The sequence below is a fragment of the Borreliella sinica genome (assembly GCF_033969665.2).
In the GTDB taxonomy this organism is placed as follows: domain Bacteria; phylum Spirochaetota; class Spirochaetia; order Borreliales; family Borreliaceae; genus Borreliella; species Borreliella sinica.
In genome coordinates, this window is record NZ_CP135180.1 from 387,021 (window position 1) to 409,221 (window position 22,201).

The 22,201-nt window shown below is 30.7% G+C and carries 36 protein-coding genes; 2 read left to right on the top strand and 34 right to left on the bottom strand.

What is annotated here, in order from left to right; all coding sequences use genetic code 11:
• Positions 1-3: 3 nt before the first annotated feature.
• From QIA41_RS01715 to der, 3 genes are read right to left on the bottom strand one after another with little or no spacing between them, the layout of a single operon-like run.
• A complete protein-coding gene (locus QIA41_RS01715; RefSeq protein ID WP_320292332.1) occupies positions 4-690 on the bottom strand; it encodes an HAD family hydrolase in 687 nt (228 codons plus the stop codon).
• A complete protein-coding gene (locus QIA41_RS01720; RefSeq protein WP_320292333.1) occupies positions 687-1,946 on the bottom strand; it encodes a hypothetical protein in 1,260 nt (419 codons plus the stop codon). Before QIA41_RS01720 ends, QIA41_RS01715 begins: the two co-directional genes overlap by 4 nt.
• Positions 1,943-3,244, bottom strand: a complete 1,302-nt coding sequence (der, locus tag QIA41_RS01725) for a ribosome biogenesis GTPase Der (protein ID WP_320292334.1) — start codon at positions 3,242-3,244, stop codon at positions 1,943-1,945. The genes QIA41_RS01720 and der overlap by 4 nt, the downstream gene beginning before the upstream one ends.
• An 86-nt stretch (positions 3,245-3,330) precedes the next feature.
• Between der and QIA41_RS01730 the strand changes: the two genes are divergently transcribed.
• Positions 3,331-4,077, top strand: coding sequence for a GerMN domain-containing protein (locus QIA41_RS01730; protein WP_320292335.1), 747 nt, complete (start codon positions 3,331-3,333; stop codon positions 4,075-4,077).
• Here the strand turns inward: QIA41_RS01730 and QIA41_RS01735 are convergent.
• The 31 genes from QIA41_RS01735 to tuf form a co-directional block, all read right to left on the bottom strand.
• Positions 4,074-4,865, bottom strand: coding sequence for a TlyA family RNA methyltransferase (locus QIA41_RS01735; protein WP_320292336.1), 792 nt, complete (start codon positions 4,863-4,865; stop codon positions 4,074-4,076). The genes QIA41_RS01730 and QIA41_RS01735 overlap by 4 nt on opposite strands.
• A complete protein-coding gene (locus QIA41_RS01740) occupies positions 4,846-5,634 on the bottom strand; it encodes a TIGR00282 family metallophosphoesterase (protein ID WP_320292337.1) in 789 nt (262 codons plus the stop codon). Before QIA41_RS01740 ends, QIA41_RS01735 begins: the two co-directional genes overlap by 20 nt.
• Positions 5,624-7,156, bottom strand: coding sequence for a ribonuclease Y (gene rny / locus QIA41_RS01745; protein ID WP_320292338.1), 1,533 nt, complete (start codon positions 7,154-7,156; stop codon positions 5,624-5,626). Before rny ends, QIA41_RS01740 begins: the two co-directional genes overlap by 11 nt.
• Before the next feature lie 66 nt (positions 7,157-7,222).
• Positions 7,223-7,594: a 50S ribosomal protein L17 gene (rplQ, locus tag QIA41_RS01750; protein WP_320292339.1), complete on the bottom strand. Its 372-nt coding sequence runs from the start codon at positions 7,592-7,594 to the stop codon at positions 7,223-7,225.
• A gap of 21 nt (positions 7,595-7,615) precedes the next feature.
• On the bottom strand, positions 7,616-8,653 hold the full coding sequence (locus QIA41_RS01755; protein ID WP_320292790.1) for a DNA-directed RNA polymerase subunit alpha: 1,038 nt from the start codon (positions 8,651-8,653) through the stop codon (positions 7,616-7,618).
• Between the two features lie 15 nt (positions 8,654-8,668).
• Entirely contained in the window at positions 8,669-9,061 is a 393-nt protein-coding gene (gene rpsK / locus QIA41_RS01760; protein ID WP_320292340.1) for a 30S ribosomal protein S11, read from the bottom strand.
• 27 nt (positions 9,062-9,088) lie between these two features.
• Complete coding sequence (rpsM, locus tag QIA41_RS01765; RefSeq protein ID WP_320292341.1) at positions 9,089-9,466, bottom strand: 30S ribosomal protein S13; 378 nt, start codon at positions 9,464-9,466, stop codon at positions 9,089-9,091.
• Positions 9,467-9,481: 15 nt separating this feature from the next.
• Positions 9,482-9,595, bottom strand: coding sequence for a 50S ribosomal protein L36 (rpmJ, locus tag QIA41_RS01770; protein ID WP_004790059.1), 114 nt, complete (start codon positions 9,593-9,595; stop codon positions 9,482-9,484).
• A gap of 12 nt (positions 9,596-9,607) precedes the next feature.
• Positions 9,608-10,912: a preprotein translocase subunit SecY gene (secY, locus tag QIA41_RS01775; RefSeq protein WP_320292342.1), complete on the bottom strand. Its 1,305-nt coding sequence runs from the start codon at positions 10,910-10,912 to the stop codon at positions 9,608-9,610.
• Between the two features lie 12 nt (positions 10,913-10,924).
• Complete coding sequence (rplO, locus tag QIA41_RS01780) at positions 10,925-11,362, bottom strand: 50S ribosomal protein L15 (protein WP_320292343.1); 438 nt, start codon at positions 11,360-11,362, stop codon at positions 10,925-10,927.
• Positions 11,355-11,666 (bottom strand): 50S ribosomal protein L30, encoded by a 312-nt coding sequence (gene rpmD / locus QIA41_RS01785; RefSeq protein WP_320292344.1) that lies wholly within the window; start codon positions 11,664-11,666, stop codon positions 11,355-11,357. The genes rplO and rpmD overlap by 8 nt, the downstream gene beginning before the upstream one ends.
• 3 nt (positions 11,667-11,669) lie before the next feature.
• Positions 11,670-12,167 carry a 30S ribosomal protein S5 gene (rpsE, locus tag QIA41_RS01790; protein WP_320292345.1) on the bottom strand — a complete coding sequence of 166 codons (498 nt, stop codon included), beginning with the start codon at positions 12,165-12,167 and terminating at the stop codon, positions 11,670-11,672.
• A gap of 12 nt (positions 12,168-12,179) precedes the next feature.
• Entirely contained in the window at positions 12,180-12,539 is a 360-nt protein-coding gene (gene rplR, locus QIA41_RS01795) for a 50S ribosomal protein L18 (RefSeq protein WP_320292346.1), read from the bottom strand.
• Positions 12,540-12,556: 17 nt separating this feature from the next.
• On the bottom strand, positions 12,557-13,099 hold the full coding sequence (gene rplF / locus QIA41_RS01800; protein ID WP_320292347.1) for a 50S ribosomal protein L6: 543 nt from the start codon (positions 13,097-13,099) through the stop codon (positions 12,557-12,559).
• Between the two features lie 17 nt (positions 13,100-13,116).
• The gene (gene rpsH, locus QIA41_RS01805) at positions 13,117-13,515 is read right to left on the bottom strand and encodes a 30S ribosomal protein S8 (protein ID WP_320292348.1); all 399 of its coding nucleotides are present in this window, start codon (positions 13,513-13,515) and stop codon (positions 13,117-13,119) included.
• A 9-nt stretch (positions 13,516-13,524) separates the two neighbouring features.
• Positions 13,525-13,710, bottom strand: coding sequence for a type Z 30S ribosomal protein S14 (locus QIA41_RS01810; RefSeq protein ID WP_320292349.1), 186 nt, complete (start codon positions 13,708-13,710; stop codon positions 13,525-13,527).
• A 17-nt stretch (positions 13,711-13,727) separates the two neighbouring features.
• Entirely contained in the window at positions 13,728-14,276 is a 549-nt protein-coding gene (gene rplE, locus QIA41_RS01815; RefSeq protein ID WP_320292350.1) for a 50S ribosomal protein L5, read from the bottom strand.
• 5 nt (positions 14,277-14,281) lie between these two features.
• On the bottom strand, positions 14,282-14,587 hold the full coding sequence (gene rplX / locus QIA41_RS01820) for a 50S ribosomal protein L24 (RefSeq protein WP_320292351.1): 306 nt from the start codon (positions 14,585-14,587) through the stop codon (positions 14,282-14,284).
• Between the two features lie 14 nt (positions 14,588-14,601).
• Positions 14,602-14,970, bottom strand: a complete 369-nt coding sequence (rplN, locus tag QIA41_RS01825; RefSeq protein ID WP_267917025.1) for a 50S ribosomal protein L14 — start codon at positions 14,968-14,970, stop codon at positions 14,602-14,604.
• 27 nt (positions 14,971-14,997) lie between these two features.
• On the bottom strand, positions 14,998-15,252 hold the full coding sequence (rpsQ, locus tag QIA41_RS01830) for a 30S ribosomal protein S17 (protein WP_320292352.1): 255 nt from the start codon (positions 15,250-15,252) through the stop codon (positions 14,998-15,000).
• A gap of 2 nt (positions 15,253-15,254) precedes the next feature.
• Positions 15,255-15,455, bottom strand: coding sequence for a 50S ribosomal protein L29 (rpmC, locus tag QIA41_RS01835; RefSeq protein WP_320292353.1), 201 nt, complete (start codon positions 15,453-15,455; stop codon positions 15,255-15,257).
• A gap of 2 nt (positions 15,456-15,457) precedes the next feature.
• The gene (gene rplP, locus QIA41_RS01840) at positions 15,458-15,874 is read right to left on the bottom strand and encodes a 50S ribosomal protein L16 (protein WP_320292354.1); all 417 of its coding nucleotides are present in this window, start codon (positions 15,872-15,874) and stop codon (positions 15,458-15,460) included.
• A 4-nt stretch (positions 15,875-15,878) separates the two neighbouring features.
• On the bottom strand, positions 15,879-16,751 hold the full coding sequence (gene rpsC / locus QIA41_RS01845) for a 30S ribosomal protein S3 (protein ID WP_320292355.1): 873 nt from the start codon (positions 16,749-16,751) through the stop codon (positions 15,879-15,881).
• Between the two features lie 3 nt (positions 16,752-16,754).
• Positions 16,755-17,117: a 50S ribosomal protein L22 gene (gene rplV, locus QIA41_RS01850; RefSeq protein ID WP_320292791.1), complete on the bottom strand. Its 363-nt coding sequence runs from the start codon at positions 17,115-17,117 to the stop codon at positions 16,755-16,757.
• Positions 17,118-17,124: 7 nt separating this feature from the next.
• Complete coding sequence (gene rpsS / locus QIA41_RS01855; RefSeq protein WP_320292356.1) at positions 17,125-17,403, bottom strand: 30S ribosomal protein S19; 279 nt, start codon at positions 17,401-17,403, stop codon at positions 17,125-17,127.
• Between the two features lie 9 nt (positions 17,404-17,412).
• The gene (rplB, locus tag QIA41_RS01860; protein WP_320292357.1) at positions 17,413-18,246 is read right to left on the bottom strand and encodes a 50S ribosomal protein L2; all 834 of its coding nucleotides are present in this window, start codon (positions 18,244-18,246) and stop codon (positions 17,413-17,415) included.
• 21 nt (positions 18,247-18,267) lie between these two features.
• A complete protein-coding gene (gene rplW / locus QIA41_RS01865; protein WP_320292358.1) occupies positions 18,268-18,564 on the bottom strand; it encodes a 50S ribosomal protein L23 in 297 nt (98 codons plus the stop codon).
• Positions 18,565-18,584: 20 nt separating this feature from the next.
• On the bottom strand, positions 18,585-19,214 hold the full coding sequence (gene rplD / locus QIA41_RS01870) for a 50S ribosomal protein L4 (RefSeq protein ID WP_320292359.1): 630 nt from the start codon (positions 19,212-19,214) through the stop codon (positions 18,585-18,587).
• Between the two features lie 9 nt (positions 19,215-19,223).
• Positions 19,224-19,844, bottom strand: coding sequence for a 50S ribosomal protein L3 (gene rplC, locus QIA41_RS01875; protein WP_320292360.1), 621 nt, complete (start codon positions 19,842-19,844; stop codon positions 19,224-19,226).
• A 36-nt stretch (positions 19,845-19,880) separates the two neighbouring features.
• A complete protein-coding gene (rpsJ, locus tag QIA41_RS01880) occupies positions 19,881-20,192 on the bottom strand; it encodes a 30S ribosomal protein S10 (protein ID WP_002557068.1) in 312 nt (103 codons plus the stop codon).
• A 51-nt stretch (positions 20,193-20,243) separates the two neighbouring features.
• Complete coding sequence (gene tuf / locus QIA41_RS01885; protein WP_320292361.1) at positions 20,244-21,428, bottom strand: elongation factor Tu; 1,185 nt, start codon at positions 21,426-21,428, stop codon at positions 20,244-20,246.
• 376 nt (positions 21,429-21,804) lie between these two features.
• On the opposite strand from tuf, the gene QIA41_RS01890 reads away from it, so the two are divergent.
• Positions 21,805-22,194, top strand: coding sequence for a hypothetical protein (locus QIA41_RS01890; RefSeq protein WP_320292362.1), 390 nt, complete (start codon positions 21,805-21,807; stop codon positions 22,192-22,194).
• The last annotated feature ends 7 nt before the right edge of the window (positions 22,195-22,201 follow it).

Consider the following 22,201-nt stretch of genomic DNA (forward strand, 5'->3'; position numbering starts at 1 on the left):
GTTCTATATATTCAAACGTATATATTCTTTCAAGTACTTATAATCATGAAAAATAAAATCAATCATCTCCTTGCAATTTATATTCTTTTTAGAAAAAAAAGCTGCTTTCATTGAAACATTTTTCGCACCCAAAATGTCATATTCATAAGAATTTCCCACATACAAAATATTATTACTATTTAAATTCAAATCCTCAATAACTTTTAAAAAGGGTGCTTTATGTGGCTTTAAATATCCGGTATCTTCTGAGGAATGAAGAATGTCCCAAAAACTGTCTTGAATGCCTAATAAATTTTTGACACGCCCTAAAATAGGAAAGTCTGACATTACGCCTAATTTTATTCCTTTAAATTTAAGCCAATAGATTAAATCTTGAACCCCAAGATATGGTTTGAGTTTTTTAAACCTATCGCTAAAAGTCTGACTATAATATATTTTATTTAATAAAAAAGCACATTGATTCTCATCAAGATTTAAATACCTAGAAAGCATTTCAACTTGAAGGAAAAATAATTCATCCCTATTTGAAGGTGAAAATTGATTGTTTTGTAAAATTCGTATTTTTTTTCGAATCTGTTTAAAAGCTAAAAAAAACTTAATATTGGTTAAAAATTCAAAAAACATTAATTTATTTCTATCCACCTCGGGATACAAGGTGCCGTCTAAATCGAATACTACAGCTTTAATCATGATGATTGATTATTTGCCTTTATAGGTATAAATACTATAGGTAAATTTTCAGGAACTTTAACTCTAACTAAATGAATATAAGATCTTGGATATCTTTTTTGAAGAGACTTGATTGAAGTCTCGGCATTAACCTCATTAATAGAAACTTTAAAAATCCTATTTTCATCAAGAAATGGAAGAAACAAAACAACATGTTTATGAAGCATTATACTCGATAAATTGTTAACACCAGTACTAATAGATCCAAAATAAATGTATCCAGGCTCATCTAAAGCCAAACTATATAATAAAAATTCTAAATTTTCAATTTTATAGCCTCGATTGTCAATATAATCAAAAAACTTAATATTATTGACATCATTTTCCTTAATTTTAGATAAATTTAAATCTATATTAATATTATTTATTCTATAAGCAATATTACGAATCCAATCAAGACCAAAAAAAGGATCCTTACTAAATTCATGGTTTTTGGTAAAAACACCACCTCTAACACCAATATGCCTAATCTTAAGGTCATCAATTTTCAAAAGTCGTCCCGTCATTGATTTATAAATTGAATCCGCCACCCATTTAACAAATCCTGAACAATTAAACCCTACGGGATCTTTCTGTAAAAAGCCAGTTTCTATGTAGACCATTTTGCCATACTCATCCATTGCACCGTCAACAACCTCAGCAATAGAAAAAGCTGAAAGAGCATTTCTTAAATTAATTGCCATATTAGAAACATTTTTATAAATATCAAAATATTCAGGAATAAAATACCTAAAATCAATAACTCTAGAAATATAATTTATTATATTTCTAAGAGAAATTACTGCAATGTCTTCAATCTTAAAAGGCAATTTAATATCCTTATAAATCAAAGTATTTACTAAATAAAAATCAGCACTAGAGGAAAATTTTGCAGACTTTATTCTGATAAAGGTATCTCCCCTGTTTATAAAAAATATTTTTATTTGTTCAATACCCTCTTTGCCCACTTTAATCACATAAGACCCTGGGAAAATATAATCCACATTCTTCTTTTTATTAAAAAAAGAATAGTAAACATGTTCAGAAGAAACTGCACTTGAAACTTCAATGTAATAATTTTCAGTAATAAAATGCTTTATTGGGGTTATTTTTTTTTGCACATGGCTTGAATTGAAATATTTTGAATACTTAGTCCTTACATCAAAATCATAAAAAAAACTCTCAAAAGCAAAAAGATTTAGACTCCTAATTATTAAGAATAAAAATATATATTTCACTTTAAATCTCTTATTTTTTCCCTCAATTCTACTAAAATTGGAATATTTTTATATCCAATTTTACGCAAATTATTTACTAAATAATTATAGTAAGAATTTGGAAAATTCTTTATTTTATTTGCAAAAAGAATAAACTTGACGGGATTAGAACTAACTTGTGTAATGTATTTTATTTTATGAGAAATACTTAAATGATAATCTTTGATCCATAAATTTAACATTTTATTTAGATCTGGGGTGCTAGTTTTAAGCTCAAGCTGATTTTTTAACTTCAAGGCTTCTTTAAAAAGAGAATCTAAACCTATCTTTTCATGAACAGAAATTCTAAATACAGGAGCAAAATTTAAAACAGGGAAAAAAAATTTCACACGACTCTTTAAGGCTTCAAAATAGCCTTTAGATTCTCCCACAAGATCCCATTTACTAAACACAATAATAATTCCCTTCCCCTTTTTAGTAGCATAATGAGCAATCTTTTTATCCTGAGAGGTTAACTCTTCTTTAACATCAATCAATAAAAACACAATATCCACCACGTCTACTACTTTTAATGCCCTATTAACAGAATAATATTCAACAATTTCATTTACTCTTGCCCTACGCCTTATCCCGGCTGTATCAATAATCTCAAAAACTTTCCCATTTCTAGTTAGTTTAGTTTTAATAAAATCTCTAGTAGTGCCGGGTCGATCTGAAACAATTGAAATTTCACTTCCAGATAAATAATTAATAAGAGTAGATTTTCCTGAATTGGGCTTACCTATAATCCCAATCTTAATATCAATTTCATCTTCAATATTAGCTTCGCCAACTTCTACTTTTAAAAAATCTCTAAGCTTAGTAATGCCTCGACAATGAGCTGCACTAACTAAAAAATAGCGTTTGAACCCCAAATTATGAAATTTGTGAGCCAAAAATTCCTTATCTTTAGTATCCACTTTGTTTAAAACCAAAATTACCTTATTACTATATTTTCTCAGTCTTTCAATAATCTCATAATCTTCAAGTAAAATTTCATTAATATCTAAAACTAATAAAATTAAATCAACTTCTTTTAAAGAACTTAAAACCTTTCGAACAACAATTTTGCTAATCTCATCCTTTAAGATTGTAAATCCTCCAGTATCAATTAATTTAAAATTAAAAGAACCAACCTTACAAACCTCTTCAATCAAATCTCTAGTAACACCGTAAGCACTCTCAGTGATACTTCTTTTTGTATCTAAAATTCGATTAAATAAAGCAGATTTTCCAACATTTGGTCTACCAACAATAAGAACCTTTTTGTAACTAAGCAAAGAAAATACACCTCTTTATTTATTCTGATATTTCCATTATAATATCAAATATTAGTATTTATGCCAATTGCACATGAGTGTTTATATTGAAAAGAAAAAAAAGTTCAAGATCAACCAAATCAGACATACTTTTAATTTTAGTTGCTGTTATTTTAACAATAATTAGCGTACTATTAATAATCAAAAATTCACTCATTATGCATATCTTTAAAGAAAAAAATTACGAAAATAATTTATTTGAATCAAGTCAAATACAAAATAATAAGTTGATTGAAGCCAAAAAAGATGCTAATAAAACAACAAATATAAAAATACTTAAAAATGAAAGTTTTTTAATCCAACCACCTGAAATAAAAAAACTTGAAGAAGAACTTAAGCAAAGCCAAAGAAATAATAACCTTAAAAACAAAAAATTCATCAAACTTTATTTTATAAAGGTCACCTCAGAAGGCTATTTTTTAAGACAAACTGTAAAAAGAGCTATTTATTACGACAAAAATATTCTTGAAGAAGCAATAAAATCTTTAATCAAAGGGCCAAATGAATACGAGTTAAAAAATAATTTTTTAAGTTTAATCCCTATAAAAACTAAGCTTTTAAACTTAAGTTTAAGCGAAGGAATTGCTAAAATAAACTTATCTAAAGAATTTTATGAAAATAGTTTCGGAATTGAAGGAATAATTAATCAAATCGCTCAAATAATCTTAACATGTCTTGAAATTAAAGGAATTGAAGGAATAATTCTAACAATAGAAAATAATCCAATAATACTTGAAGAATTAAATTTAAACTTCTCAGGAATATTAAATAAAAAGACTTTGGATAAATATTAAAATTCAATATTACTAAGCAATTGCATAGAGCTTGCAATGTTTAAAACACTAGACCTAACAACTAAAAACATAAACTCTTGATTACCTTTTTTACCTTTGGTTTTTAACTTTAATATATTTTTAACTTGTAATTTATTTTTATAAAATTTTTCAATTACACTTTGTAAAATTATTTTCAAATACTTACCATTCACAACACCATTAAAATCTTTTATATCTAAATTCAAACTCTTGACCTCAAATTGGGGTTTGATCAAAACTATGATAAAATTATCAGAAAGTTTATTTATTAAATTCACACATATACTTATTGACGATCTAAAAGAAACATCTACAACGGCAAAATTAGGCACAATTTTAAATTCTGTAATATCAAAAATATTAGTTCTCTCTAAAACTTTAACTCTTGGATCAATTCTCAATTTATAAGAAAGTTGATTAATACCCACATCAACTGAATAAACAAAATTGGCACCAAACTGCAAAAGACAATCGGTAAAACCTCCAGTTGAAGAGCCAACATCAACACAAATTTTATTTTTAACTTCAATTTTAAAACCTTTAAGGGCTTCTAAAAGCTTATAACCTCCCCTTGATACAAACATTTGACAAGCATTCGTAACCAAATCTATTTTACTTGTTTTGTTTATTAACATTTTAGGATTTTTTTCTTTATGAGAATTTACATATACATTTCCTGTTAAAATCAAAACTGTTAATTCTTTTCGTGTTTTTTCTGGATACTTTTTACAAAGTATATTTAATAAATTATTTTTGAATCCTTTCAATTTTTAAAGCACGGCCTGTCTTTAAATTAGAAGTAATAATAACTCCTTGTAAAATTATGTCATCTTCCACAACTTCGGCTCTTAAGAGAGTATATTCAAGTAAACCTTTAAGAGAAATATTGGGGTTAAATCCTATTACAGAATTTAACCCACCTGTCATTCCAACATCACTAATATAAGCAGTCCCTTTTGATAATATTCTCTCATCTTTAGTCATAACGTGAGTATGAGTGCCAACAACACCTGTTACAAAGCCATTTAAAAAATATCCAAAACTTTCTTTTTCATAATTACTCTCAGAATGAAAATCTACAAAAATGGTCCTAGCCTTATTATTGAGCATATTAACCAATTTTTTTGTATTATCAAAGGGATTCTTAACGATAAAATTCATATTTAAAACACCTTGAACATTAATCACAGCAACCTTTTCATTTTTAACGGTTAAAAAACAATAACCATGTCCATCTAACAAATCTGAAAAATTATTCGGTCTTAAGATATACATTTGCTTATTCAGATAATCATTTATTTTACAATTAGAATACACATGATTCCCAGTAGTGATAACATTAACACCCGCTCTAAAAAGATTATTTGCTATTTCTGGGGTTATTCCAAAACCATTAAAAGAATTTTCTCCATTAGCAATTACTAAATCTATTCTATATTTGTTCTTAATATTTTTAAGATTAAAAAAAACTTTTTTTAATCCACTCTCACCTATTATATCCCCAATTACTAAGGTTTTAATAATGCTATCTTGCATATTCAATAACTCTGGTTTCACGAATAATTGTAACTTTAATTTTTCCAGGATATCTCATTTCAGTTTCTATCTTCTTAGCAATATCTCTTGCAAGTAAAATTGACTTTTCATCATTAACCAAAACATTGTCAACAATAATCCTAACTTCGCGACCAGCTTGAATCGCGTAACATTTTTGAACACCTTCAAAACTATAGGCAATGTCTTCAAGTCTTTTGAGTCTATTAATATAGTTATTTAAACTTTCTCGCCTTGCTCCAGGACGAGATGCCGAGATGGCATCTGCTATTTGAACAACAATAGCCTCAAGGCTCTCGGGCTTCACTTCATTATGATGAGCAGCAATAGCATTGACAACAATTTCGCTCTCTCCGCAACTTTGAGCAAGCTCAGCGCCAGTAATAGCATGTCCTTCGCTATTCTCAGAAATACTTTCCATTCCTTTTCCAATATCATGCAAAAGACACGCTCTTTTTACTATAATAGGATCTAATTTCATCTCCTTAGCTAAAATTTCTCCTATTATAGCCGTTTCCTTAGAATGACTTAAAACATTTTGACCATAACTACTTCTAAAATAAAGCCTTCCCAACCCTCTAATAAGTCTCTTATCAAGCCCATGTATATTAAGATCAAAAACTACTTTTTCACCCTCTTCTTGAATAATGCTATTTATTTCATTGGTAACATTATATACAACTTCTTCGATCCTAGCAGGATGAATTCTGCCATCTGTAACAAGTCTTTCTAAAGTCCTCTTGGCAAGCTCTTTTCTTATTGGATCAAAGCAAGAGATAACAACAGCTTCAGGAGTATCATCAATAATAATATCGGCTCCTATTAAAGTCTCGAGAGCCCTAATATTGCGCCCCTCTTTACCTATAATTCTTCCTTTCATCTCATCATTAGGTAATTCAACAGAAGCTACTGTAAACTCCGAACTTACTTCTGTAACAATACGCTGCATAGTAGATACTAGAATATCTTTTGCAACTTTATCTGCTAATAATTGCGCTTCCTGTTCGCTTTTATTGATAATAACTTGAGCATCCCTTCTAGACTCATGCTCAACTTTTTCAATTACAATTTTCCTTGCATCTTCTCTTGTAAGACCAGAAATATTCTCTAACCTTTTAACAAGATCGGCTTCTTTTTCTCTTATTACTTTTTCTTTTTGTTCAAATTCTTTAATTTTAAAATCAACTCTAGACTGCTGTTTATCAAGAGCAGATATTCTCTTATCTAAAGTCTCTTCTCTTTGTAATAATCTTTTCTCTAGATTAACAATCTCATTTTTTCGATCTCTTATATCCCTATCTTGCTGGTTTTTTTCTTTAAGCATTTGAGATTTTGCATTAGCAATAACTTGCCTTCTTTCATTCTCTATCTCTAATTGTGATTCTACTCTTACTTTTTTCAGATTTTTTTCTAAATCTAATAAAGACAATCTACCTAAAAAAACTCTTAATAAAAATCCTAATATAAAGCCAGCAAAAATAGAAGAAAAAATAATATATATCATATCATTTAACTCCTATGCTGTTTAAAAGCAATTCAAATTTAATCTTTAAACAGTATGCTATATTAATTATTCAACTTTTAAAGACTTTTCAACTAATTCTAGGATAGCCATCTCAGCCGCATCTCCATATCTTTTACCTAATTTAATCATACGAGTATACCCGCCACTTCTTTGTTTGAAAACAGGAGAAATTTTGGTAAACAGCTTATTTAAAATATACTTATCATGTATAAATTTTGATAATTCTCGTCTATTATGCACAGTATCAACTTTTGCTTTTGTAATCAATCTTTCAGAGAATCTTTTAACTTCAAACAATTTTGCCTTGGTAGAAGAAATTTTTTCATGTCTTAAAAAAGAAATTACCATATTTCTTAAAAGTGCTCTCCTGTGACTAGACTTCCTACTTAATCTATTAAAACCCAATTTTGTTTTCATGAAACAACCTAAACTCTCCTTTTATTCAGATATTTTAACATTCTTGCTCAATACAGACAAAGCATCTTCTTTAGACATTCCTAAAAACAATCGATAAGAACCTAGTTTTTCAATTATCTCTTCTAAACTTTTTTTTCCAAAATTCCTTGCCTTAGAAAGCTCTTCTGCATTTTTACTAATAAGCTCCCCTAAAGTTCTAACATTTTCCTTGGCCAAACAATTTAAAGATCTGACTGACAAATCCAATTTCTCAATACTCATATCAAGTAAATTAGAACTTTCTGATTTTGATTTTTCAAAAGATGTATTAGCATCATTATCTTCAAAATCTACAAGGGGAAACAAAAAATCTCTTACTATTGACGCAGCCTTTTTTATTGCGTCTTTGGCAGAAATAACTCCTGTAGTCCAAATTTCCATTACAAGCTTGTCATAATCTGATCTTTGACCAACCCTAGTATCTTCTACAGAATATGAAACTTTCTCTATAGGCGAAAATATAGAATCTAAAGCAATAACATTGACTTCTTCTAAATACTTGGAATTTTGTTCAGAAGAAACATAACCTCTACCATAATTAATTTGAAATTCAAGATCTAAATTTACATCATGTGATAAAGTAGCTATAACTAAATCCTTATTAAAAACCTCAACTCCATCTCTTTCAAAATGAGAAGCTTTCAAAACATTGGTATCTTTACCGCTAACACTAAAACTTATTGTTTTTCTTTGCTCTCCTTCTCCAAGCTTCAAATGAATATTTTTAATATTAGCAATGACCTCAAGAGTATCTTCAGAAACTCCAGGAATCGAATCAAATTCACTTGAAACAACCTTTGACAACGAGTCTTTATTGTTAGACTGAACTCTCATAGCAGTAATAGCATAACCTTCAATAGAAGAAAGCAACACGCGCCTTAAAGTATTACCTATAGTAACCCCAAAACCTCTTTCAAAAGGATATATAGTAAATTTACCATAAGATCCATCATCTTGGCTTTTCAAAAATTCAATTTTTTCAGGTATAGTGAAATCTTTCAAAAATTTTTCCACAGGCATCATAACTCCTTCTAGCTAAACTCGTCTGGTTTTTTTAGGTCTACACCCATTATGAGGAATTGGGGTAACATCTGAAATTGATTTTACAGCCATTCCAGTCGAACCGATAGCTCTTATTGCAGATTCTCTGCCAATACCTGGACCTTTTATATAAACATGAACATGATTAATTCCAAAATCCCTCACTTTATTTAGAGCAGATTCTGTTGTTATTTGAGCAGCATATGGGGTCGACTTTTTAGCTCCTTTAAAACCCATCCCACCAGCACTCGCCCAAGCTAAAGCATTCCCCTTTATATCAGATACAGTAACTATGGTATTATTAAAAGTAGCTTGTATATAAACGTTTCCCTCTCCGATATTTCTTTTAATTTTTTTTTTACTATTAGTTGATAATCTTGCGCTCAACTTACCCTCCAAATCTTAAAAACTATTTTATTTGCTAGCTATCTTTTTGTTAGCTACAGTCTTTCTCTTCCCTTTTCTAGTTCTTGCATTAGTTTTAGTTCTCTGTCCCCTCAAGGGCAATCCTTTCCTATGTCTAACACCCCTATAACATGCTATATCCATAAGCCTTTTAATAGACATAGCAACTTCACTTCTAAGTTTTCCTTCTACAACGTAATCACTTTCAATTACCTTTCTAAGTCGATTAACCTCATCATTATCTAGATCTTTAGCAATTTTGCTTGGAGAAATATTTGACCTATTACAAACTTCTAAAGCTCTTGTTCTACCTATACCATAAATAGAAGTAAGCGCTATTTTTAACTGCTTATTGCTTGGTAAATCTATTCCCGATATTCTAGCCATATTATCCTCTAATTCTTACTTTTGTCTTTGTTTGTGCTTTAAATTATCACAAATGATTCTTAATACACCTTTTCTTTTTATAACTTTACATTTTTCACAAATTGGCTTTACACTTGCCCTAACTTTCATAGTCAAACACTCCTAAATTTTTTGCAAAAATGCATAATTTTTTTTATTTCTATGAGAAAATCCTTGGGTCTTTAAATAAGCATCAATATGAATTAATGTATCAAGCGCAACTCCTACCATAATAAGTAAAGAAGACCCTCCCATTATCCTAGAAACATCATGTGGAAATCTAAAAATATTTTGCACTAAAAAAGGAATAATTGCAATAATGGACAAAAAAATAGACCCTGAAAATAAAGTTTTATTCATAATTTCATCTAAATATTTTTCCATCTCGTCAGACTTTATTCCAGGAATAGCCCCCCCATTCTTACGAATATTATTACTTATATCTTTAGGACTCAACTGAATCTTGGAATAAAAATAAGTAAATCCGATAATCAAAACTACATTCAAAAAAGTATAATAAAATCCATTAGGCCTTAAATAAGATAAAATTTGTCTGGCTATAGAAGAAGTTTCTGCAAAACCACTTAAAATTTGTAAAGGCAAAGTTATTAAAACAGATGCAAAAATAACAGGTAAAACGCCTGATGGATTCAATTTAATCGGCAAATATGAACTAACAGTACTATTAGAATTTGCTCTAGCATAATGAATAGCAATTCGCATTTGAGCTTTATATTCATATATAATCAAGATAACAACTAAAATAAATATACTTATAACAAGAATCACAAAAACAGGGTTAACGTTTTGAGAAGGATCTTGCATACTTTGAAATAAATTAAACAAAGCTGCTTGAAGTCTAACTACTATACCGGAAAAAATTATCAAAGATGTTCCATTCCCGACACCTCTTTGATTAATCTGCTCCCCAAACCACAAAAGAATAAATGTTCCTGTAGTAACTGTTAAAATAGCAATAAATATATATCTATAAAAAGGAATAGTAACAGCACCCGGGATTCCTCTTGCATAAAGACTTGTCGCATATCCTTGAACTACAGCTGCAACTATTGTTAAATATTTTGTATATTTTTTAGTCTTTTGCCTCCCACCATCACCTTCTTGCATTTTTTTCAAAGAAGGAAAAGAATAAACAAGAAGCTGAACAATAATAGATGCTGAAATATAAGGCCCTATACTAAGCATAAATATAGAAAAATTACTAAAAGCTCCGCCCGAAAAAAAGTCAAAATAATTGGCAATTGAAAAATCTGATTGTGATCTGAAATAACTTTTAAGCGCTACAGAATCTATTCCTGGTATTGGCAAATACGAACCAACTCTAAAAAGAACAAGAATAAATAGAGTAAATAAGAATTTATTCCTCAAATCCTTAACAGTAAATAAACTTAAAAACAATTCTTTCATTTTTATTCCACTCTAAACCAATTTAATACTACAACCAACTTCTATTGCGAGGCTTTCGGCCGATTTAGAAATTTTAGAAACCTCCAAGGAAACTTTTTTTGTAAGCCTGCCATTAGATAAAATCTTAATTTTTTTATCTTTTTTTCTTATAAGTTTATTCTCAAGTAAAGTATCATAGTTGACCACCTGTCCATCCTTAAATCTTTTATCGATATCTCCAAGATTAACAACTGCATATTCTAATTTATAATTATTATTAGAGAAACCTCTTCTTGGCAATCTTCTATAAAGAGGAGTCTGACCGCCTTCAAATCCAAGTCTTGGCGAAGTATTTCTTGCTTTTTGCCCCTTTTGCCCTCTCCCAGAAGTTTTACCGAGCCCTGAACCTGGACCTCTGCCAACAATTTTACGTCGCTTGCTTGCCCCCTTAGGCTTTAATAGACTAAACATTACTTACCTCGCTTAATAAAATCATATTAATAGTCTCGTTAAGCATGCCTTTAATCGATTCATTTAGAAAATGAACCTTTTTATCGCCTATTTTTTTTAAACCCAATGCTTTTAAAATTTTGACCTTTTTATTTAATTTTCCAATAAGACTTCTTACAAGAAAAACTTGCACATTAATATTGTTTTTAGAAATAACTTCCCTATTTTTTTCCATTCTTCTAATAAAATATTTATTTTTAGATCTAGACCTTGAAGCATTAAACCTAGCTTTCTTTAATTGTAATCTAAGTTTCCTTTTAATCATATATTAACCCCATAAAGTTTTTAAAGTTTTCCCTCGCATCTCTGCTACTTTTTTAGCATCTAAAACTAAATCAAATGCCTTAAAGGTTGCCTTTACTACATTCATAGAATTATTAGAACCAAGGGATTTACTTAAAATATCGTGTACTCCTAAAGCTTCCATTACAGCACGAACAGGACCTCCTGCAATAACACCGGTACCATGCGTAGCTGGCTTAATTAAAACTTTAGCTTTTTTAAAACAACCAATAACCTCATGAGGCAATGTTCCTTTTCGAATCGGAACAAATCTCAAATTTTTTCTAGCACTTGTTAAACTTTTTTTTATTGCATCACTAGCGTCATTTGCTTTGCCAAAACCCCAACCAACATGTCCTTCTCCATCTCCAACAACCATGAAAGCAGCAAAAGAGAACCTTCTTCCCCCTTTAACTACTTTAGTAACTCTATTGAGTGATATTAATTTTTCTACCTGCTTTTTTTGCGTCTGAACATCTACCATAAATACACTCCCTTAAATATTAATACCAAACTCTCTCAAAGAAGTTGCAAAACTTGCAATAAGCCCATGATACTTATAACCATTTCTATCAAAAATAAGATTATTTATATTTTTCTCTTTAAGCCTCTTGGCAAGAACTTCTCCAAGTTTTTTTACATCATCAATATTTTTACTTAAATTAAGACTTTTTTCAATCGTAGAAACACTCGCAACAGTATGTCCCTTACTATCATCTATGACTTGTGCATAAAAATATCTATTGGATTTAAATACAGTAATTCGTGGTCTGCTAATTACCCCACGCCCTATCCTATCCTTTATTCTTTTTTTACGCCTAAGCTTTCTCTGTTCTGCTTCTTTTATTTTTTTCATAAAAATTAACCCAAAATTTATTTTTTTACACCAGATTTTCCAACTTTTCTTCTAATAACTTCATTATCATACTTAATGCCCTTTCCTTTATACGGCTCTGGTTTTTTTAAACTTCTAATCTCAGCAGCAACCTGACCAACCTTAAACTTGTCTATTCCTTCAACAGAAATTTTAGTATTACCATCTAGCTTTACAGTAATATCATCTGGAATAACATATTCAAACTGTGTTGAATAACCAAGAGTTAAAAAAAGGCTATTGCCTTGTTGTTCTGCCCTATACCCTATACCATTTATAGTAAGAGATTTGGAAAATCCTTCAGTTACTCCCTTTATCATGTTAAAAATTAAACTTCTGTAAAGACCGTGATAGGCTTTTGATTTTTTATCATTAAAAACTCGACTAATAACAATGCTGCCATTCTCAACCTTAACATTAATACTGTCTTTTATATCTTGAACTAATCTTCCCCTAATACCTTCAACTATTACTAAATTGTCTTTAATGTCAATTTTAACAGCATCTGGAATCTTTATCGGAAGTCTTCCAATACGTGACATACATTCCTCCTATTAAACTACCAAACTGAGCAAATCAATTCACCACCTATTTTTTTATCTTTAGCTTCCTTACCAGTAATAACACCTTGAGAAGAAGATACGATTAATATTCCATATCCATTCTTTATTCTTGGCATATTTTTATATGAAGAATAAATTTTTCTACCAGGAGTAGAAATAGCATCTATTTTGTTTATAATAGGATTTCTCTTATTGTCATACTTTAACAAAACTTTAATAAAAGCAATTCCTTCTTTTTCTAAAAAATTAAAATCCTTAATATAGCCTTCTTCCTTAAGAATATTTAATATTGATTTGTTCATATTAGACATCTTTAAATCTACAGATTCATGCTTAACTCTACTTGCATTCCTCAATTTGGTTAGCATATCCCCTACTGAATGAGTAATCGCCATAAAATCCCCTTACCAACTTGATTTTGAAACGCCAGGAATTAATCCTTCAGACGCATACTTCCTAAAACATATACGACACATACAAAAATCTCTCAAATATCCTCTTGGACGACCACACAACTTACATCTATTATTCTGCCTTGTTTTATACTTGGGCTTTCTTGAAGCCCTAACAATCATTGATTTTTTAGCCATATACTTTACAAATCCCTTCAATTACTAAACGGCATTCCAAATTTCAAAAGCAAGGCTTTGCCTTCTTTATCATTTGAAGCTGTTGTCACAATTGTAACATTTAAACCAGATATCTTCTCTATTTTATCATAGTCTATCTCAGAAAATATTATTTGCTCTGTTATTCCAAAAGAATAATTTCCATTACCATCAAAAGCATCCCCATTAATTCCCCTAAAATCCTTAACTCTTGGCAATGCCAAATGAATAAGCTTGTATAAAAATTCATACATTACATTGCCTCTAAGAGTAACTTTAGCACCTATTTCTTGCCCTTGTCTAATTTTAAACCCGGCTATTGCTTTTTTTGCTTTTGTTTTTACAGCTTTCTGCCCGGTAATCTGAGCAAGCTCTAAAATTGCAGAATCTAACAACTTTTTATTCTTAACAGCCTCACCAACACCTACAGAGATTACTATTTTTTCAAGCTTGGGAACTTGCATTATAGATTTATATTCAAATTCCTTAATAAGCTCTTTTATAACACTGTCTTTATAATATTTCTTCAATTCAGGAATATAATTCATAAATTCTAAACCCTCTGCCCATTTTTTTTAAGGTATCTTATTTTTTCATTATTTTCAAATCTAATGCCCAATCTTGAAGAAGTTCCTTTAATAAATATCATCACATTTGAAATATCTATAGCAGCCTCCCTATCTATTATTTTACCTTTTTCTTGGGGTGTTCTAGCTTTAATAACTTTTTTGACCATATTGCAAGATTCAACAATAACTTTATTTTTTTTTCTATTTATACTAGCAATTTTACCTATCTTTCCCTTATCTTTTCCAGAAAGAATTTTTACACTATCACCTATCTTCAACTTTGTCTTCACAAAACCCCCTTTTGCTATATAACTTCTGAAGCCAATGATACTACCTTCATAAAATTAGCATCTCTTAGTTCTCTTGCAACAGGCCCAAATACTCTTTTACCCCTAGGGCTTAAATTAGAATCAAGTATAACGCAAGCATTATCATCGAACCTAACATAAGTTCCGTTCTTGCGTCTTACTTCTTTAGAGGTTCTAACAATTACAGCTTTACAAACATCTCCCTTTTTAACAGAAGAATTAGGAATTGCTTGTTTTACCACAATAGTTATTATATCCCCAATTTTGGCATAACGCCTTTTACTACCACCAAGCACTTTAATACATTGAGCTACCTTGCCACCAGTGTTATCAGCAATTGTTAAATAAGTTTGCATCTGAATCATAATCAACCTCCTTTAGAAAAATCAAAACTATTTTAATTTTTCTAAAACCTCAACAAGAGACCATCTTTTATCTTTACTAATAGGTCGAACCTCAATAATTTTTACCTTATCGCCAATCTTTGAAACTTCTTTGCCATCATGTGCCTTAACTTTCTTAATAACCTTTAAATACTTGCGATAAATTGGATGCATCTTTCTCTGAACTATTTCTACTACTATAGTCTTAGACATTTTGTCACTAACAACTTTACCAATTAATTCTTTTTTATTTTCTCTTGCCATATTTAAACCTTTCTAATACCTAATTCATATTCATAAATCATTGTATTAAGCCTTGCTATATCACGCCTAATCTCTCTTTTTTTCAAAGGATTTTCAACATGCCCAACAACGGATTTAAATCTTAAATCTAAATATTCTTTTTTTAATTCTAGCCTTTTGGCTTTCATGTCCTCAAGAGCAAAATTCTTAAAATTTTTTAACATAATTACCTCAAATCTCGCCTTACAACAAACATGGTTTTTACTGGAAGTTTAGAACTAGCAAGTGCCATAGCTTCTTGAGCAAGCTCCTCCACAACTCCAGCCATTTCAAACATAACAGTACCAAGCTTAACAGGAGCATTCCAATGATCAACACCTCCTTTGCCTTTACCCATTCTAGTTTCAGCCGGTTTTTTAGTATAAGGAATATCAGGAAATATTCTTATCCAAACTCTACCGCCTCTTTTTATTTTACGGGTCATTGCAATACGAGCAGCTTCAATTTGACGAGCAGTAATAAAATCTGTTTCCAAAGAAACAAGTCCATATTCACCAAAAGAAATTTTATTGCCTTTCTGTGCTTCTCCAGACAATCTTCCTCTTTGCTTTTTCCTATATTTAACCTTTTTTGGACTTAACATCTAACTATCCTCCAATATTCTGCTCATTAGAATCGACTCTTTCTTTAGAAGGAGAACTAAGTTTATCTAAAGGACTTGCTCCGTCTTTAAAAAATCTATCTTTTTTACTTAAAGACCTAGTTTGCTTTTCATTAGTCTTCTCTTTATTATTTAAAATTTTATCAAAATTTTTAGAACCCTCACCTCTTTCTCTAAAAGGTTTTTTATTTATTACCTGACCAGCATCAGAATTGGTTTGTCTGCCTAAAACTTCACCTTTAAATAACCAAACCTTAACCCCAATAATGCCATAAGTAGTTTGGGCTTCAGAAAATCCATAATCTATATTAGCTCTAAGAGTATGCAAAGGAACTCGACCTTCCTTAACTTCAAAGCTTCTTGCAATCTCAGCCCCACCAAGTCTTCCAGCAATCTTAATTTTTAGACCTTGAGCACCTTTTAACATAGAAGTAGAAAGAGAAGATTTTAAAACTTTTCTGTAAGACACTCTATTTTCTACTTGCCTTGCAATACCATTAGCAATAATCTGAGCATCAAGCTCTGGCCTTTTGACTTCTTTAATCTTAATGCTAATCTTTTTAGAAATTTTTTTAGTTAACAATTGACCAATCTTTTCAAGATTAGAACCTTTAAGCCCTATCACAGAACCAGGCCTTGGAGTAACAATTACTACTGTTACTTTTTGGGGATTATTTCTAATTATTTCTATATCAGAAATATCAAATTTAATCCCTTTGAGAAACTTCATAATTTCTAGTCTTATTAAAAAATCTTCATGAAGAATTAAGGAATACAATTTTTTATCAAAATACCATTTTGATTTCCAATCCTTATTAATTTTTAACCTTAAACTATATGGATGTACTTTTTGGCCCATGCTTTATCCTTTAATATCTTTTTTTTCGTCAACTTCAACAAAAATATGACAATTCCTATTAACAAGCCTATCAGCTCTACCTCTAGCTCTAGGCCAAATCTTTTTACGACGACGCCCATCATCAACCATAACTATTTTAACAAATATCATATCCTCGGAAAGATTCTTATTGTGATACATCGCATTTGATGCTGCTGATTTAACAACTTTTTCTAAAAGCTTAGCTCCCTTATTGGGCATAGAACCAAGCACCGCAATAGCTTTAATATAAGATTTTCCTCGTATATTATCAGCTATTGGCCTAACTTTTTTGGGAGAAGAGGGTAAATTTTTGCCCTTTGCTGTATATCTTCTATTTATTAACATAACTACTTTACTTCCTTCCCTTTTTATCTGACTTAGCATGCCCTCTAAAAATCCTTGTAGGTGCAAACTCTCCAAGCTTATGACCTACAAGATCTTCAGTAATATAAACGGGTATAAAAGTTTTACCATTGTAAACAGATATAGTAAGACTTACCATTTCGGGAATTATCGTTGAAGATCTGGAATAGGTTTTAATAACAACTCTTTTCTCACTTCCAAAAGATGATAAAATTTTTTGATAAAGACTCTTTTCTATAAAAGGCCCTTTTTTAATAGATCTCGCCACTACACTCTCCTATTTATTTCTTCTTTTGATAATGAATTTATCTGAATATCTCTTCTTCTTGCGAGTTTTATAACCTTTGGTAGGCTGACCCCAAGGAGACACAGGATGACGCCCCCCAGAAGTTTTTCCTTCACCACCACCATGTGGATGGTCAACAGGATTCATAGCAACACCTCTTACCTTGGGTCTTCTGCCAAGCCACCTACTTTTACCAGCTTTCCCTATAGAAACATTGACATAATCTTCATTTCCAATTTCACCAATCGTTGCAATACATTTCTTGAAAATCAATCTCATCTCACCAGACGACAATTTTACAGTGACATAATTTCCATCAGAAGCAAGTATCATGGCATACCCCCCCGCACTTCTTACAAGCTGCCCACCTTTTCCTACATTAAGTTCAATATTATGAACAGTTCTCCCAATAGGAATATTTTCAAGAGGCAAAGCATTCCCAATTTTAATTGGAGCATTTGGACCACTTTCCAAAACATCTCCAACCTTAATACCTTTGGGAGAAATAATATACCTTTTTTCTCCATCTCTATAAACAAGCAAAGCTATATTAGCACTTCTATTAGGATCATATTCAATAGAAACAACTCGAGCAGGAATACTAAATTTATCTCTCCTATTAAAATCAATCACCCTATATTTCCTCTTATGCCCACCACCTCTTCTCCTAACACTAATCCTACCGGAAGAATCTCTGCCCGATTTACTTTTTTTACCTTTTGTTAAAGATTTCAAAGGATCATTACCTTTGCTTAAATCATCAAAAGATAAAGTTGTCTTATAGCGCAAAGAAGAAGTTTTTGGCTTATATACTTTAATACCCATATTTATTTTTCTCCAGAACCACTAAAAAATATCTATTTTATCTTCCTTTTTGAGATAAACATATGCCTTCTTCCATGAAGAAGTTTTCCCCTTACCTATAGGATATCCTTTTCGAGACACCACAACCTTGGCTTTACTTTTAATATTAAGCAAATTACACGACACTGGAGTAACATTGAAAAGTTCTTTTATTGCCGCACCAACCTCTTTTTTATTTGCTCTTTTATTAACCTTAAAAACATAAACATTAATATTTTCTCTTTGTGTATTGGTTTTTTCAGTAAGCATAGGTGAAACTATTATATCATAAGCTTTCATACTTATCCTCAACATCTTTTTTATTTAACATAAAACTCATTGAGCTTGTTAACAGCAGATTCTAGAGCTATTAAATTTTTAGCATAAAATAAATCAACAACTCTAAGTTTATCAAAAGACAAAATCTTTAAATCTCTTATATTTTTACCGGCCCTTTTAATCATCTGGTCATCACTACCCAAAAGAATAACTACCTTACCATTAAAACTTACAAAATTCTTTATTATAGCAGAAAGATCTCTAGTTTTTCCAGATTCAATATTAAAATTCTCAATAACTTTAAAACTATTTTCATCAGCAGCACGCAAACTCAATACTGACTTAAATGCAAGCCTTTTTACCTTTTTAGGCAATTTATAGCTATAATCTCTAGGTTTTGGACCTAATGCTATGCCCCCGCCGATCCAAATTGGATTTCGCTTTGTACCCACTCTAGCTCTACCAGTTCCTTTTTGTTTCCAAGGCTTTTTAGAACTACCCCTAACTTCTGATCTAGTTTTAGTTGAGGCTGTTCCAACTCTAAGATTAGACAATTCATTTTTTATAGCATTATAAATGGAACCATGACTAATTTCTATATTAAAAACCCTATCATCTAAATTTATAGCCCCAATCTCTTTCCCATCTTTAGAAAAAACTTTTCTTTCCATACTAAATACCTACTTTTTAGATTTCTTAACAATAACAAAAGAACCCTTAGCACCAGGCACAGCTCCTTTTACAAGAAGAGCTCTCTTCTCCTCGTCAACTAAAACAACTTCAAGATTTTGAATGGTTTGTTGATTTCCACCCATTCTACCAGCCATTTTGGTTCCTTTAAATGTTCTTGCGGGAGTAGTAGCTTGCCCTGTCCCACCAAGATGTCTATGGAATTTCGATCCATGAGAAGATGGCCCACCACTAAAATTATGCCTTTTCATGGCCCCTTGAAAACCCTTACCCTTAGTAGTACCGGTAACATCTACATACTTAACTGACTTAAAAACATCAACCTTGATCTCATCACCAGCATCATATCCGTCAAGCCCTTTAAGCTCTATTACATATTTTTTAGGCTCAATATCTTTTAAATTTTTATATTGACCTTTTATAGGCTTTGAAACTTTAGAACCCTTAAGATCAACAGAACCTGCTATAAGGGCACTATAACCATCTCTATCAACTGTTTTCTTCCCTATAATATAATTGGGCTGAAACTCTATAACAGTAACGGGAACAACAATGCCATTTTTCTGAAATATCTGAGTCATGCCAACTTTTTTTCCAATCAATCCCAACATTAAAACACCTCAAATTCATATACTTAAAATATCGCTTTACTGTTTAATATCTACCTCAACACCTGCTGGAAGCTCTAATTTCATTAAAGAATCCATTAAGGCAGAAGTGGGCTCTAAGATATCAATAAGCCTTTTATGAGTTCTCATCTCAAATTGCTCTCTTGATTTTTTATTGACATGAGGAGAACGTAAAACAGTATATTTTTTTATTTTTGTAGGCAAAGGGATTGGACCCTTAATCTGAGCCTTGGCCTTCTGAACGGCTTTAACAATAGATTCGGCACTCTGATCTAATATTTTAACATCAAAACTAAATAATCTTACGCGTATCTTATCTTTAGCAATCAATTTATTCTCCTAAGCTTTAAAGAATATTAAATACATCTCTAAAGTCTTAAACTATTCCAATATCTCAAGAATTCTTCCTGAAGCAACAGTTCTCCCACCTTCTCGAACAGCAAATTCTACATTTTTATCCATAGCTATTGAAGATATAAGCTCAACAATAATATCAACATTATCACCGGGCATAACCATTTCTTTGCCTTCTAAGGCTACAACACCAGTAACATCGGTTGTTCTAAAAAAGAATTGTGGTCTATAACCTGGAAAAAATGGCTTGTGCCTACCGCCTTCTTCTTTGGTCAAACAGTAAATTGAAGCTTTAAACTTCTTGTGCGGAGTGATTGTGCCTGGAGCTGACAAAACTTGTCCTCTCTCAATATCTTTTTTATCAACCCCTCTTAAAAGAAGTCCAACATTATCCCCTGCTTGACCCTGTTCAAGAATTTTTTGGAACATTTCAACACCCGTAACGGTGGTTTTTCTGGTCTCTTTAATGCCAACTATTTCAACTTCTTGACCAACCTTAATAACACCCCTTTCAATACGTCCAGTAGCAACAGTACCTCTTCCTGAAATAGAAAATACATCTTCAACAGCAAGCAAAAATGGTTTGTCAATATCTCTTTCTGGAAGATCAAAATAATTATCCATAGATTCCAGAAGCTCCTTAACACATTTTGTAGATTCAGGATCCTCTGGATTTGACATAGCCCCAAAAGCCGAACCCTTGATTATTGGAGTATCAGCTGAAAAACCATATTTTTCAACAAGCTCTAAAACTTCAACTTCAACAAGCTCAACAAGCTCGGGATCTGCTAAGTCTAATTTATTCAAAAAAACTATTATTTTCTTTATTCCCATTCTTTGAGCAAGAAGCAAATGCTCTTTTGTTTGAGGCTCAGCACCACTATCAGCTGCAACTAAAAGAATTGCTGCATCCATTTGAGCTGCTCCTGTAATCATATTTTTTATATAATCAGCATGGCCTGGACAATCCACATGGGCATAATGCCTATTAGCTGTTTCATATTCGATATGCCTAGCATTAATTGTTATTCCCCTTGCTTTCTCTTCGGGTGCATTATCAATATCTTCATACTTTAATGCTTTTGCATCTTTATTTAATTTTGAACAATAAATACTGATAGCCGCTGTTAATGTTGTCTTACCATGATCAACATGACCTATTGTTCCAACATTCATATGTGGTTTTGTTCTTTGAAAAACTTCTTTTGCCATGATTAACCTCCTAAATTTCACATTCTAAATAGCTATTTACATTTAATCTCTTTAAAAAATTTTTCACAAATTAATTCTTATCAAAATAAGAAAATAGCTACAAATAATCAAAAAAAATAAAAAATCAATTTTTAGAAATTGACCCGCGCTGCGTGTTTTTCTAAAAAACTTTAATAGCTTTAAAATTTTACACATTTTATAAATTATAGTCAATATAATTAAACCTTAAAGATTCATTAATTACCCATATAACAGTGCTAAAATTTAACATGAAATTCAAAATTTATGAAATCTAGTCGCCATTAAAAATAAGCTTAACATATTTATTTTATCAAAACGGTTAACACTGGCTTAATAAGCAAATATAATAAAAATAATGAAAACTCAAAATTTTAAGATTAAATTACTACCGATGCTTACAATTTCTAGCATTCCAATTGTTTTTATGTCTTGTATTAAAACAAGCACAATAAAATCAAAAGAACATGCACAAGAAATTACCTACATTACTAGCATTATAAAAACTAATAAAAAAGTAGAAATAGTAAACTATAAATCTGACAGCAAAAATAATCTAATAATTACTCTTAAAAATAAAAGTGAAGAAAATATAAATGCAAATTCATTAGCAATTTTTAAAGAAGGCAACAAAACGGGTGAATTAATTAGAGAAAAACTTAATGGACTTGAGACAAAAACTTTTCACTTAAAAACTAAAATCAACACTAAAAGAAAAAACATATTATATATTTTTGAAAAACAATAAGAAGAAA